This window comes from Sphingomonas aerolata (assembly GCF_003046295.1).
GTDB lineage: Bacteria > Pseudomonadota > Alphaproteobacteria > Sphingomonadales > Sphingomonadaceae > Sphingomonas > Sphingomonas aerolata.
Genome location: NZ_PZZN01000002.1, coordinates 958,959 through 972,388 on the forward strand (window position 1 = coordinate 958,959; position 13,430 = coordinate 972,388).

Sequence of the window (13,430 nt, forward strand, 5' to 3'; positions counted from 1 at the left end):
CTTCCGCCTTCCCTCGCGTCGACAGCCCGCTATGGTCGCGCCATGTCCAGCACAGCCGTTCCGCGTCGATCCCTGCTCGCCACCATGGCCCCCTATCTGCGGCCCCGGCCGATCGCGGCGCTGCTGCTGGGGATATCGAGCGGCTTTCCGCTCGCGCTGTTGCTGGGGACGATGGGCTATTGGCTGTCGAAGGTCGGGATCGACAAGAAGACGATCGGCTTCGCGATCGGCCTGACGACCCCGTACACGCTGAAATTCCTCTGGGCGCCGTTCATCGACCGGTTCCAGATCCCGGTGCTGACGGCCTGGGTCGGGCAGCGTCGCGCCTGGCTGTTCTTCGTCCAGGCGCTGCTGTTCGGCTCGGTCTGGATGCTGGGGTTCAGCGCGCCGCAGGAGCATCTCGGGGTGTTCGCCTTCTGGGCGATCGTGACCGCGTTCCTCGGCGCGACGCAGGATATCGTGATCGACGCCTACCGGATCGAGATCCTGCCCGAGGACGAATTGCCGCACGGGACGGCGAACAACCAGTTCGGCTATCGGCTCGGCAATCTGGCGGCAGGGGTCGGCACGATCGCGATCGCCTCGTCCGAAGGGCTCGGGCTCGGCTGGGCTATGGGCTATGGGCTGACCGCGTTCTGCGTCATTCCCGGCGCACTCGCGGCGCTCTGGGCGGGGCGCGGACTGCATGACCGGGTGCTGGCATCGCAGGATCAGGCGTCGCGCGGGCGCTGGCTCGAGGATACGATCATCGGGCCGTTCCGCGAATTCTTCCAGCGTCGCGGCGCGGTGCTGATCCTGCTGTTCGTGCTGATCTACAAGCTGGGCGATGCGATGGGGCAGGGCATGCTGAACCCGATGATCGTCGAGCTGGGGTTCAGCGACACCGAATTCATCGCGATCAACAAGCTGGTCGGGTTCTGGGGGCTGATCGTCGGGACCGCGCTGGGCGCACCGTTCATGGCGTGGCTCGGCCTCGGACGCGCGCTGTTCGTGTCCGGCATGCTGATGATGCTCAGCAACTTCATGTTCGTCATCCTCGCCTGGCACGGCCATTCGAACACCTGGCTGACGATCGCGGTCGCGACCGAGCAGGTGACGAGCGGGATCGGGCTGACGGTGTTCGTCACCTATCTCTCAGGCCTGTCCAACCTCGCCTATACCGCGACGCAGTTCGCGCTGCTGTCGTCGTTCGCGGCGGTCGGGCGGACGTGGCTGGCGGCACCCGCAGGCTATGCCGCCAACGCGCTGGGCTGGCCCGGCTTCTGGATGCTGACGATGGTCGTCGCGGTGCCGGGGCTCGTGCTGCTGTGGATCCTGTGGCGTCAGGGGTTCGTCGTCGAAAGCGTGCGGCGCGACCCGGCGATCGCGGCCGGGGCGGACTGACCCCGGCGCGTGACCCGGCTCAGCCGGTAACCGGGCGCCCCTCGTCCGCGAAGGCGGCGGCGACTGCGGCGGCGCTGGTGAGGACGCCGTCGACGCGGCGGACGCCGAGCAGGTCGGTCATCAGCAGCCGCGCGGTGTCGGGCGCGGTCTCGACCCGCGCGAGGATCGACAGCAACGCCGCCTCCGCGGGCGTCATCCGCGCGCAGCAGCAGGGCGCGATCGCGATCGTCCCCGCCGCGCTTCCCGCAAGATCTGCCATCAGCGCGCGCATCAGGATCAGCGGCCGGCGAAACCCCTGCCCGAACGCGGTGAACAGCGTGTGCGCGGCGCGCGCGTCGCCAAGCCCGTTCGCGCCCATCCGCCGCATCGCGAACAGCGCGATCCGCGCATTCTCGCAGGGCGGCAGCGGATGCGGCAGCACCGTCGTCATGCTGGCGAGCGTCGTGCCGGCAAAGCGGTTGGCATCGGTCATATACGCGACTCCGTGGTTACAAGACCAAGGTCGCGCGTTCGTTATTGATAGTCAATAGCAATAAGGGGTCAGTGCGGCAGCTCGCCGTTGCCTGCGAGCACTTCGCCCGCGAGATAGAGCGAACCGGCGATCAGCACGAACTGCGGCGCGTCACCCTGCGCGGCGATGCGGTCCAGTGCCTCGGCGGGGGTCGCGGCGGTCTCTGCGCTGCACCCGGCGCGGCGGGCGATCGCCGCCAGCGCGTCGGGGGCGTGGTGCGCATGACCCGGGACGGGGAGCGCGACGACGTGGCCGACCTGCGGGCCGAGAATGTCGAGCACCGCGTCGGCATCCTTATTCGCGAGCATGCCGAGCACGAGCGTCGCGGGACGGCCTGCCGCCAGCGTCCGCAGCACGCGCGCGACCGGCTGTGCGGCATTGGGATTGTGCGCGCCGTCGAGCCACAGGTCGCTGCCCGCGGGCAGCCGCGCATGGAGCGGGCCGTCGGACAGGCGCTGCATCCGCGCGGGCCAGTGCGCGGCGTCCGCGGCGGCGCGCATCGCCGCGTCAGGGATGGCGAGCGCCGACTGATGCCGCAGCATCGCGATCGCAAGCGCGAGGTTGCGCGACTGATGCAGGCCGACCAGCCGCGGGCGGTTGGTGACGAGCGTGCCGTCCGCATCGGTGTAGCGCATCGTGGTGCGCGTCGTCTCGCTCGTCCAGGCGGTGCCGCGCGCGAGGACGGGGGCACCCGCTGCCTCGGCGATTCCGGCGATCCGCGCGCGCAGCGGTCGGGCATAATCCATCGTCACGAGCGGCACGCCGCGCTTGGCGATGCCCGCCTTCTCGCCCGCGATCGCGAGCAGCGTGTCGCCGAGAAACGCCTGATGGTCGATCCCGAGCGCGGCGATGCCGGTAGCGACGGGGTTCGGGATGACGTTGGTCGCATCGAGCCGGCCGCCCAGCCCGACCTCGACGATCGTCGCCGCGGCGGGCGTCCGCGCGAAGGCGAGGAAGGCGGCGGCGGTGGTGACCTCGAAGAAGCTCGCCTGCAGGTCCGCGGCGTGGTCGAGCACCTCGGACAGCAGCGCGGCGAGCGCGTCGTCGTCGATCAGCCGGCCGGCGAGGCGGATGCGTTCGTTGAAGCGGACGAGGTGCGGGCTCGAATAGACATGGACGTCGAGCCCCGCCGCCTCGATCGCGGCGCGCAGGAACGCGCAGGTCGATCCCTTGCCGTTGGTGCCCGCGACATGGAACACGGGCGGCAGCGACCGATGCGGGTCGCCGAGCCGCGCCAGCAGCGCGGTGATGCGCTCGAGGCCGAGAATGTCCGCGCCGGGGGACAGCGCCGTCAGCCGGTCGAGTTGCGCCTGTACCGCAGGCGATAAGGACGTCGCGTGGTCGGGCATTCTGTTTCCTTCTCCCTCTCCCCTGCGGGGTGAGGGGCAGCCAAGCAGTGCTGCGTCTGGAACTGCCCCTCACCCCAGCCCTCTCCCCGCAGGGGAGAGGGGGCAGAGGTTACGCCGCTTCGCGGGCGCTCAGATAGCCGATGACGGTGCCGAGCTGTTCGCGCAGGTCTTTCCGGTGAACGACCATGTCGATCATCCCGTGTTCGAGATAATATTCCGACGTCTGGAAATCCTCGGGCAGCTTCTCGCGGATCGTGCTCTCGATCACGCGGCGGCCGGTGAAGGCCAAAGTCGCCTTGGGCTCGGCGATCTGGACGTCGCCGAGCATCGCATAGGCCGCCATCACGCCGCCCGATGTCGGATCGGTCAGCACGACGATATAGGGCAGCCCGGCATCGTGAAGCATCTGGATCGCGACGGTGCTGCGCGGCATCTGCATCAGGCTGAGAATGCCCTCCTGCATGCGCGCGCCGCCGCTGGCGGTGAAGATCACATAGGGCACCCGGTCCTCGATCGCCGCCTCGACGCCGCGGACGAACGCTTCGCCGACCGCGAGGCCCATCGACCCGCCCATGAACCCGAAATCCTGCACGCCGACGACGACGCGGTGGCCGTCGATCGAGCCGCGGGCATTGACGAGCGCGTCACGCTCGCTGTTGTCGGTCCGTGCGGCCTTGAGGCGATCGGTATAGCGCTTCTGGTCGCGGAACTTGAGCGGATCCTCGGGCACTGGCGGCGCGGGCAGCTCGCTGCAGCTGCCTTCGTCGAACAGCTGTGCGAAGCGGATCTTCGGCCCGATGCGGTCGTGATGGTCGCATTTCGGGCAGACGTGAAGATTTTCCTCCAGCTCCTTGGTGAAGACCATCTGCCCGCAGCCCTTGCACTTGTGCCAGAGATTTTCGGGCGTCTCGCGCTTGGCGACGAACGGCAGGACGTTGCGGACGCTGTTGAGCCAGCTCATGCCCCGATCTCCATGCGAATTTCCTTTCGGGCCGACGCGACGGCATCGGCGAGAGACGTGATATAGGCGCGGACGGGCCCCGCCGCAGCGGTGCCGTGCTGGGCGACCAGCTCGACGATCGCCGAGCCGACGACGACGCCGTCGGCGACGCGCGCGACGTTCGCCGCCTGTTCGGGGGTGCGGATGCCGAAGCCGACCGCGACCGGGATGTCGGTCTGCGATTTCAACCGCGCGACCGCGTCCTCGATCGAGGATTGCTGCGCCTGTTGCAGCCCGGTGATGCCCGCGACCGAGACGTAATAGAGGAACCCGCTCGCGCCATCGAGCACGGTCGGCAGCCGGGCCGCGTCGGTGGTCGGGGTGGCGAGGCGGATCAGGTCGATCCCGGCGGCGCGCAGCTGGGGCCCGAGCGCATCATCCTCCTCGGGCGGTACGTCGACGCAGATCACGCCGTCTACGCCCGCAGCCGCGGCGGCCTGCGCGAACCAGTCGGCGCCGCGCCGCAGCATCGGGTTGCCGTATCCCATCAGCACCAGCGGGGTGTCGGGATGCCGCTCACGGAAGGCGGTGGCGATCGCGAGGATGTCCGCAGTGCGCGTCCCCTGCGCGAGGCTGCGGATGTTGGCGGCCTGGATCGCGGGGCCATCGGCCATCGGGTCGGTGAACGGCATGCCGAGCTCGATCGCATCCGCGCCGCCCGCGACGAGCGCGTCGAGGATCGCCGGCGTCGCGGCAGTCGAGGGATCGCCCGCGGTGACGAACGCGACGAGCGCGGCGCGGTTCTCGGCCGCGGTACGCGCGAAGGTGGCGGCGAGGCGGCTCAAATCGCCACCCCGAGCGCTTCGGCGACGGTGAAGATGTCCTTGTCGCCGCGGCCGCACAGGTTCGCCAGGATGATCTGGTCCTGCCGCATCGTGCGCGCCTTCTTGGTCACTGTGGCGATGGCATGCGATGGTTCGAGCGCGGGGATGATGCCCTCGGTCCGGCAGAGCAGCTGGAACGCGTCGAGCGCTTCCTGATCGGTCGCGCTGTCATAGTCGACGCGGCCGATGTCGCGCAGCCAGGCATGCTCGGGGCCGATGCCCGGATAGTCGAGCCCCGCCGAGATCGAATGCGCCTCGGTGATCTGGCCGTCCTCGTCCTGCAGCAGATAGGTCTTGTTGCCGTGGAGCACGCCGGGGAAGCCGCCCGCGAGGCTCGCCGCATGCTGCTTGTCGAGCCCGTGGCCCGCCGCCTCGACGCCGAGCATCGCGACATCGGCATCGTCGAGGAACGGGTGGAACAGCCCGATCGCGTTCGATCCGCCACCGATCGCGGCGACGAGCAGGTCGGGCAGGCGGCCGACGCGGTCAAGCATCTGCGCGCGCGCCTCGGTGCCGATCACGCTCTGGAAATCGCGGACCATCTCCGGATAGGGATGCGGGCCGGCCGCGGTGCCGATGATGTAGAAGGTGTCGTGGACGTTGGCGACCCAGTCACGCATCCCCTCGTTCATCGCGTCCTTCAGCGTGTGCGCGCCGCTGGTGACGGGGCGGACCTCGGCGCCGAGCAGCTTCATGCGGAACACGTTGGGCGCCTGACGCTCGACGTCCTTGGCGCCCATGTAGATCACGCAAGGCAGGCCGAAGCGCGCGCAGACGGTCGCGGTCGCGACGCCGTGCTGGCCCGCGCCGGTCTCCGCGATGATCCGCGTCTTGCCCATCCGGATGGCGAGCAGGATCTGGCCAATGCAGTTGTTGATCTTGTGCGCGCCGGTGTGGTTCAGCTCGTCGCGCTTGAACCAGATCTGCGCACCCATGCCGGGTTCTGCGGATTCGCGCAGCGCCTCGGTCAGGCGTTCGGCGTAATAGAGCGGGCTCGGACGGCCGACATAATGTTCGAGCAGGTCGTCGAACTGCGCCTTGAACGCAGGGTCGGCCTTGGCGGCGCGGTACGCCTCGTCGAGTTCGAGGACGAGCGGCATCAGCGTCTCGGCGACGTAACGGCCGCCGAAATCGCCGAAATGGCCGCGTTCGTCGGGCTGGGCGCGGTAGGAATTGGGAGCGTTCATACGGAGCGCTTTAGCATTTCGGAAAACGCTGTCACCCCTAGCGTTTCCGATACGCACCACCCCGGCGAAGGCCGGGGTCCAGTCGGGAAGGTCGTGGTGACGGGCAGGACCCGGCAATGCACCGTCCCCAGCTGGGCCCCGGCCTTCGCCGGGGTGGTGCTAGAGCGCAGCCACCGCCTTCAGAAACGCCGCGATCCTGGCTTCGTCCTTCGTGCCGGGTTCGCTCTCCACCCCCGACGACACGTCGACCAGCTCTGCACCGGTGCGTCGGATCGCCTCGGCGACATTCGCCGGGTCGAGCCCGCCCGACAGCGCCCAGCGCAACGGATGCCGGAACCCGTCGAGCAGGTCCCAGTCGAAGCGCAGCCCCATCCCGCCGGGCAGCGCGGCCGAATCGGGGGTTTTCGCGTCGTAGAGGATGCGATCGGCGACACCGACGAACGCGTCCGCAGCGTCGAGATCGCCGCGCGTGCGCACCGCGACGGCGACCCATAGCTCGATCCCGAACCGCGCGCGGATCGCGGCGGCACGTGCGGGCGTGACCTTGTGGAGCTGCAGCACGTCGAGCGCCGCGGATGCGATCGCCTGTTCGAGCATCTCGTCCTCGGGATCGACGAACACGCCGACCTTGGCGACATGGCCCGGCACGCGCGCGGCGAGTTCGGCGGCCTTGTCGAAGGTCACGTGGCGCGGCGAGGCGGGGAAGAAGACGAAGCCGACATGGCTCGCCCCGTGCCGGATCGCGGCGTCGAGCGTGGCGGGGGTCGAAAGGCCGCAGATCTTGGCGGTAGTCATGGTGTTCCTTAGATCCCGGCGGCCTGTGCATTCCCACATTCTCCGTCATCCTGACGAAAGTCAGGATCCAGAGCCATGGCCGCCAGCGTATTTTACTCTGGGTCCTGACTTTCGTCAGGATGACGGGGGTAGAGCGTCAGAATGACGGTAGACGATCGTTAGGATGACCGTGGACGGCGCGCGATCAGAGCGTCGCGGCGATCGCGCGGGCGGCGGTGTCGGGGTCTTCGGCCTGGGTGATCGGGCGACCGACGACGAGGATCGAGGCGCCGGCGTCGAGCGCCGCGCGCGGGGTGACGACGCGCTTCTGGTCGCCGACATGGCCGTCGGGCAGGCGGACACCGGGCACGACGAAGAACCCCTTGGGCCAGATCGCCTTGGCCGCGGCGACTTCGGCGCCCGAGCAGACGATGCCGTCGACCCCGGAGTCGCGCGCCAGTTCGGTCAGCCGTGCGACATGGTCGTGCGCGCTGCCGGTGATCCCGGTGGCGGTGAGATCGGACGCATCGAGGCTGGTGAGCATCGTCACCGCGATGACCTTGGTCCCGACCGGCGCGGCGGCCTTCGCATCCTCGAGCATCGCGCGGCCGCCGCTGGCATGGACGGTCAGGATCGCCGGGGCGAGCCCGCCGAGCGCCTGCACCGCCTTGGCGACGGTATTGGGAATGTCGTGGAGCTTGAGGTCGAGGAAGATCGGCAGCTCGAACTCGGCCATCGCATGCACGCCCGGCTGGCCGTGTGCGCAGAAGAATTCGAGGCCGAGCTTGATCCCGCCGACATGGTGCCGGACGCGCCCGGCGATCGCCTTGGCGCGGGCCAGATCGGGAGTGTCGATCGCGACATAGATCGGGCTGCTCATCACGCGACTCCCGGCGGGACCGCGGTCGGCGCGGCGGCGGGCGGGATGGCGGACGCGATGGCCGGTTCCTCGGGGTAGGACGGGGTCGGATAGGACGGCGTCGGATAGGCCACCGGCGGCACGGCTTGCGCGGCACGCAGGTCGAGGATCGTCCGCTCCGCGGTCGCGAGCCGCTGACGCAGGCGCCAGCGCATCGCGAGATTGTAGAGCAAGGTCGGCAGGAACCCGATCAGGAACGTGACCAGCAACAGCATCGGCAGATTCACGTCGGCGATCAGGCCGCCCCAGAGCCGGATCGGCACGGTCGCCCAGTTGGCGATGGTGAAGACTGCGGCGATGAACGCCAGCAGGCACCAGAACAGGATCTTCAGGAACTGCATGACTTATCCCCTTGCATCCGCCCGGGGGTAAAGCCGCCGTCCGCTTTTGGCCAGCCTTGCGCCAACTTAACCCTGTTCCGGACCGGGCCGGCGGTCACGGACGGTGCGTTTCAGCCGATCTCGCGCCGGAGATCCGCGAACAGGCCGGGCACTGCGGTCAGCCGTTCCTCCTCCTCGTCGAGGATGGCGAGGAACGCGGCGCGCTTGATCGCAGCGACGCGGCCGGGCTTCATCCGCACCGACGGGGGCAGCGTCGAGACGGTGATGTCGATCATCCGCTCGGCGCCATGCAGCCGGCCCCAGAGATAGTCGTTCTCGCGGTAGGCGCGGCTGAAGAACGCGCCGAAGCTGTTGAACTGGATCCCTTTCAGCGTCGCCTCCGCGCCGCCCGAGCGAATCGCGACCGCGTCGTCGGGGGCGATCCGGTCGACCTTGATGGGATCGAATTCGTCGAGCCCCTCGCCCTGCAACAGCGGCAGCGTCGCGGTGTCGAAATAGGGGAAGCCGAGATAGGCAAGCAGCATCGAGCGGCGCACCGGCCGGTCGAGCGCGACGAACGCCTCCGCGAGCCGTACATCGGTCTCGGCGTCGCGGCGGTTGAGGTCGAGCGAGGCGGCCAGCGCGTCGAGCAGCGGCATCGCGTCGTCGCGCAGCGTGCGGACCTCGCGGCGCAGCGCGGCATGCGCGTCGGTCCGCTGGCATTCGAGATAGTCCGACAGCGACGCGTAGATCGCGTCGCGGATCGGCGCGAGCGCGACCTCCTCGACCTCGGCTTCGAGCACCGTCAGGCGGCGTGCCATCAGGCGCAATCGGCGGATCCGGAAGCCGAGATCGAAGCGTCGCAGGAACGCGATCGTCGCGGGGCTCGCGCCGCCGCCATGCGCCGCGCCGATCTCCTCGGCGCCGCTCGCCGTCACCGCGGTCGCGATCGCCGCGCGGATCCGGTCCCAGCGCTGCGGCCCGGGTTCGCCGCCGGCGTGGAATAGCAGCGAGGTCAGCGTCTCGACCACGCCTGCGACCTTCAGATGGCCATAGGCGGCATAGCCATAGCCCGCGCTGGCCGCCGCCGCCTTCTGCGCACGCGCGCGCCAGTTGGCGAGCCGCGCCGCGGTCGGGCTGTTGAGGAACAGCGTATGCCCGAACAGCTGTTCGACCTCCGCCTCGACATCGGGGCGGATCGCATCGATGATCGCGCGCATGCGGTCGATCTGCGCCGAGCGCGCGGCGATCGCGTCGAGATTGTCGCGGATCGGCTGCTGGCGCGGCAATTCGCTGATCGCGCCGATGATCGTCTGGAAGAAGCCGGGCGTGCCATTCTGTGGCGGGAGGCGGAACTTCATCCCCGGCGACGGATCGATATAGACGAAACGGCGGTCGATCTGGCGGCGCGCGGGGCGTTCCTTCAGCGCGTCGATCGCCGGGCGGAACGGCGCGTTGGCGAGCACCGACCCGTCGATCAGCACGACCTGATCCGCGCCGTTGGTCGCCGACTGGCGGGGCAGGATGCGCTTGAGGAAGGCATCGCGCGACGCCCAGGCCGTCTTGCGATCGGCGAGCACGCCATCGAGCTCGGCGACCATGAATGGCGGGAACGCACCCGGAAAGCTCGACGTCGCGCGTGCGGCAAAGGCGAGTTCGGGGATGTCCGCCAGGCTGTCGGTCGCCGCGCCATGATCGGAAAAGTCGACGACGACGCGGTGCTCGGTCTCGACCACCTCGGGCGGCGAATTGAGTTTGAGCCGTTCGGGATGGCCGGTGAAATCGGTGACCGTCACGAACAGGTCGAGCGGCTGGCCCGGCGGCAACAGGCGGGGCCCGCGCTCGCTGGCGGCCATCGCGTCGAACGCGTCGAGCAGCAGCCCGGTAAAGGTCGCGCCGCCGAACGGGGGCTCGAACCAGCGCGAGCGGACGAAATGCGACAGCTTGGCCTTCACCTCCTCGCGCGTCGTGTCGTCGAGCGTCTGGACCTTGTCCGCGCTGCGCCCCGCCGCCATCCAGGCGAGTGGCAGCGCCCAGGCCTTCGAGAAGCGCGAATGCGGCGCGGCATGGGGATCGATCAACGCCTCGACATCGGCCGAGCTCAGCCAGAGATCGGTGAGCGGATCGAGGCTCTGCCCGGTCGCGATCGCCTGGGCGAGGAAGATGCCGTTGATCCCGCCCGCGCTGGCGCCGGCGATGATGTCGGCGAGCACGCGGACCTTGAGCGCGCCCTGTTCCTCGATCTCGTCGAGCAGGTCGCGATAGACCGCCTGGCTGCCGGTCCCGCGGTCGCCACCGGCATGATGGCCGTGGCTGGCGCGGACGAGATGCCAGATCTCCTTGGTGATGCCGTGCATGTAGACGGCCAGGCTGATCCCGCCATAGCAGACCAGGGCGAGGCGGAGTTCCTTCTCGCGCACTCGCTCAGCCCCCGACCGGGCAGCGAAGTTTGCGTACACGGGGGCTAACGGCGCCGGTCCGGATCATGCGGGTTCCAGCGTCGCCCAGATCGGCAGATGATCCGACGCCTTGCGCGCGGCGGCGCTGCTGTGCACGCCGCAGGTGGCGATGCGCAGGTCGCGCGACGCCATGATCCGGTCGAGCCGGGCGATCGCGCGGCGCGAATGGAAGCTCGCGCCGGTATCGGCAAAGGCGAAATCGCGGCCGAAGTCGCGCAGGCAGCCCGAACCCGCGCTCCATTCGTTGAGATCGCCCATCAGCACGGTAGGGTGGCGGGTCGCGCAGGCGTCGACATGCGCGAGCACCGCCGCCGCCTGACGCCGTCGCCACAGCCCCGACAGATCGAGATGCATGCCGACGACGCGGATCATCCCGCCTGCGGTCCGCACGTCGGCCATCACTGCGCCGCGCGGCTCGAGCGAGGGCAGGTGGATCGCCTCGCTGTCGACGATCACCGCGGACTTGCGCACCAGCACAACATTGCCGTGCCACCCCATGCTGAGCGCACTGAGGCTGACGGGAATCGGCTTCCAGTCGCTATGCTCCTCGAGCAGGTGATAGGGCAGCACGCAGGCGCGGGTGCCGAACCGGCGATCCGCCTCCTGCAGCGCGATCACGTCGGCGTCGATCTCGCGCAGCACCTCGACCACGCGTTCGGGGTTCCGGCGGCGGTCGAGACCGATGCCCTTGTGGATATTATAGCTGGCGACCTTGATCATGTGCGCGGGCTTAACGCGGGATGGCGGGTGCGGGTTGCCGCGGGCTCTGCCGATTGCCCCGGCCTGCGCCGTGCATGATGGACGGACCGGTACCGCACGGCGGCGGAGCAATGGATTGGAATACCGCAATCTCCTTGGGCGTAACAATAGCACCGGGATGCGCGCGAAACAGGACAAAAACTGCTTGCGCGATCGATTCAATTGGGGTGTCATGCGGTCATAACAAAACGCAGGGACGAACGATAACGAGCTGGTGCGGGCAACGCGCCGGTCGCCGGGGGAGTGTGCCGCGGATCCGAGCCAACAGGACGGACGACGCGAAGGTGAGCGACTTTCCAGGGGACGCGCGGTCGAGGCCGCGCAAACGGGGCGGACTCACAGATGATCACGCGGCGATCGATCCTACAGCATATCGGCATGGCGGGCGGCGCGGCCGCGACCTTCGGCGCGATGGAGGCGCTGGGTATCGCGGGCAATGTCGCGGCGGCGGCGCCGATGCCCGATCTGCCCGCCGGCTTTGGCAAGGGGCGGTCGGTGATCGTGCTGGGGGCGGGCATCGCCGGGCTGGTTGCCGCCTATGAACTGCAGCAGGCGGGGTTCGACGTCACCGTGCTCGAGGCGCGCGACCGGGTCGGCGGGCGCAACTGGACGGTGCGCGACGGCGACCGGATCGTGATGGACGGCGAGGCGGACCAGGTCGCGCGCTTCTCCGACGGCGCCTATTTCAATGCGGGGCCGGCGCGGTTGCCGAGCTTCCACCACCGCATCCTCGGCTATTGCGGCAAGCTCGGCGTCCCGCTCGAGGTCGAGATCAATTCGAGCCGCAGCGCCTTCCTGATGGGGCAGAAGGGCGACAAGGTGCGGATGCGCACCGCGATCAACGACACGCGCGGGCATGTTGCCGAACTGCTGATGAAGGCGGTCAACCAGGGCGCGCTCGACCAGAGTCTCAGCGCGGCGGACAAGCAGGCGTTGCTGCCGTTCCTCAAGACGTACGGCGATCTCGACGCGACGGGGCATTTCGCAGGGACGTTGCGATCGGGGTTCCAGGCGTTTCCCGATGCGGGCGTCGGCGTCTTCGCGCGACCGCCCGCGCCGATGCCGCTCGACCGGCTTCTCGCCAACGAACAGCTGCCGGCGATGCTGTTCGAGGACAATGTCTACATGCAGGCGACGATGTTCCAGCCGGTCGGCGGGATGGACCGGATCCCGGCGGGGTTCGAGCGCGCGCTGACCCGCAAGGTGGTGCGCGGCGCCGACGTGACGCGGATCCGCAACCGCCCCGATGGCGTCGAGATCGCCTGGCGCGATACGAAGACGGGCGCCGGCCGGATCGCGCGCGCCGATTTCTCGGTCTGCACGATCCCCTTTCCGGTGCTCGCCAAGGTCGATTGCGATTTCGCCAAGCCCGTCGCGCAGGCGATTGCGGGCGTGGTGTACGACCATTCGAACAAGGTCGCGTTCGATTCGCCGCGCTTCTGGGAACAGGACCAGATCTATGGCGGCATCTCGTTCGTCGGTGGCGAGACGTCGCTGATCTGGTATCCGAGCGCAGGGCTGTTCAGTCCGCGCGGGATGCTGCTGGCCTGCTATACCTCGGGGGAGCGGGCGGAGGGCTTTGCGAAGCTGCCGATCGCCGACCAGGTCGAGCGGGCGCGCGCGGCGGTCGAGCGGCTGCACCCGGGGCATGGCAAGGACCTGATCAACGGCGTCGCGGTCAACTGGAACAAGATCCCGTACAGCCTGGGGCCGTGGCCGAACTGGTTCGTCGGGATGGCGGGACATCAGGAGGGTGATATCGATACCGAAGGCTATCGACTGTTGTGCCAGCCCGCGGGCCGCACCGTCTTTGCCAGCGCCGCGCTGAGCCAGACGCCGGGATGGCAGGAGGGCGCGGTCCAGTCGGCGCATCACGCGATCGCCGCGATCGCGGGGCTGCAACGGGCCGATATGGGTGCGCGGCCGGACCGGGTGGCGGCGTGAT

The 13,430-nt window shown here is 69.1% G+C and carries 12 protein-coding genes; 2 read left to right on the forward strand and 10 right to left on the reverse strand.

Annotation, left to right across the window (positions count from 1 at the left end):
* Window positions 1–42: 42 nt before the first annotated feature.
* Window positions 43–1,383, forward strand: a complete 1,341-nt coding sequence (locus C8J24_RS11925) for an AmpG family muropeptide MFS transporter (RefSeq protein WP_107932501.1) — start codon at window positions 43–45, stop codon at window positions 1,381–1,383.
* 19 nt (window positions 1,384–1,402) lie between these two features.
* Here the strand turns inward: C8J24_RS11925 and C8J24_RS11930 are convergent, their stop codons facing one another.
* From C8J24_RS11930 to C8J24_RS11975, 10 genes are all read right to left on the reverse strand, one after another.
* Window positions 1,403–1,855, reverse strand: a complete 453-nt coding sequence (locus C8J24_RS11930; protein ID WP_056680526.1) for a DUF6628 family protein — start codon at window positions 1,853–1,855, stop codon at window positions 1,403–1,405.
* Between the two features lie 68 nt (window positions 1,856–1,923).
* Entirely contained in the window at window positions 1,924–3,243 is a 1,320-nt protein-coding gene (locus C8J24_RS11935) for a bifunctional folylpolyglutamate synthase/dihydrofolate synthase (protein ID WP_107932503.1), read from the reverse strand.
* Between the two features lie 109 nt (window positions 3,244–3,352).
* Window positions 3,353–4,204, reverse strand: coding sequence for an acetyl-CoA carboxylase, carboxyltransferase subunit beta (accD, locus tag C8J24_RS11940; RefSeq protein WP_107932505.1), 852 nt, complete (start codon window positions 4,202–4,204; stop codon window positions 3,353–3,355).
* A complete protein-coding gene (gene trpA, locus C8J24_RS11945; protein ID WP_107932507.1) occupies window positions 4,201–5,028 on the reverse strand; it encodes a tryptophan synthase subunit alpha in 828 nt (275 codons plus the stop codon). Before trpA ends, accD begins: the two co-directional genes overlap by 4 nt.
* Complete coding sequence (gene trpB / locus C8J24_RS11950) at window positions 5,025–6,254, reverse strand: tryptophan synthase subunit beta (RefSeq protein ID WP_031441224.1); 1,230 nt, start codon at window positions 6,252–6,254, stop codon at window positions 5,025–5,027. Before trpB ends, trpA begins: the two co-directional genes overlap by 4 nt.
* Before the next feature lie 159 nt (window positions 6,255–6,413).
* On the reverse strand, window positions 6,414–7,049 hold the full coding sequence (locus tag C8J24_RS11955; protein ID WP_107932509.1) for a phosphoribosylanthranilate isomerase: 636 nt from the start codon (window positions 7,047–7,049) through the stop codon (window positions 6,414–6,416).
* A 184-nt stretch (window positions 7,050–7,233) separates the two neighbouring features.
* Entirely contained in the window at window positions 7,234–7,908 is a 675-nt protein-coding gene (gene pyrF, locus C8J24_RS11960; RefSeq protein ID WP_031441226.1) for an orotidine-5'-phosphate decarboxylase, read from the reverse strand.
* Window positions 7,908–8,288 (reverse strand): LapA family protein, encoded by a 381-nt coding sequence (locus C8J24_RS11965; RefSeq protein WP_107932511.1) that lies wholly within the window; start codon window positions 8,286–8,288, stop codon window positions 7,908–7,910. Before C8J24_RS11965 ends, pyrF begins: the two co-directional genes overlap by 1 nt.
* A 110-nt stretch (window positions 8,289–8,398) precedes the next feature.
* The gene (locus tag C8J24_RS11970; RefSeq protein WP_107932513.1) at window positions 8,399–10,687 is read right to left on the reverse strand and encodes a patatin-like protein; all 2,289 of its coding nucleotides are present in this window, start codon (window positions 10,685–10,687) and stop codon (window positions 8,399–8,401) included.
* A gap of 63 nt (window positions 10,688–10,750) precedes the next feature.
* Window positions 10,751–11,446: an endonuclease/exonuclease/phosphatase family protein gene (locus tag C8J24_RS11975; protein ID WP_107932515.1), complete on the reverse strand. Its 696-nt coding sequence runs from the start codon at window positions 11,444–11,446 to the stop codon at window positions 10,751–10,753.
* Window positions 11,447–11,827: 381 nt separating this feature from the next.
* On the opposite strand from C8J24_RS11975, the gene C8J24_RS11980 reads away from it, so the two are divergent.
* Entirely contained in the window at window positions 11,828–13,429 is a 1,602-nt protein-coding gene (locus C8J24_RS11980; RefSeq protein WP_277352409.1) for a flavin monoamine oxidase family protein, read from the forward strand.
* The last annotated feature ends 1 nt before the right edge of the window (window position 13,430 follow it).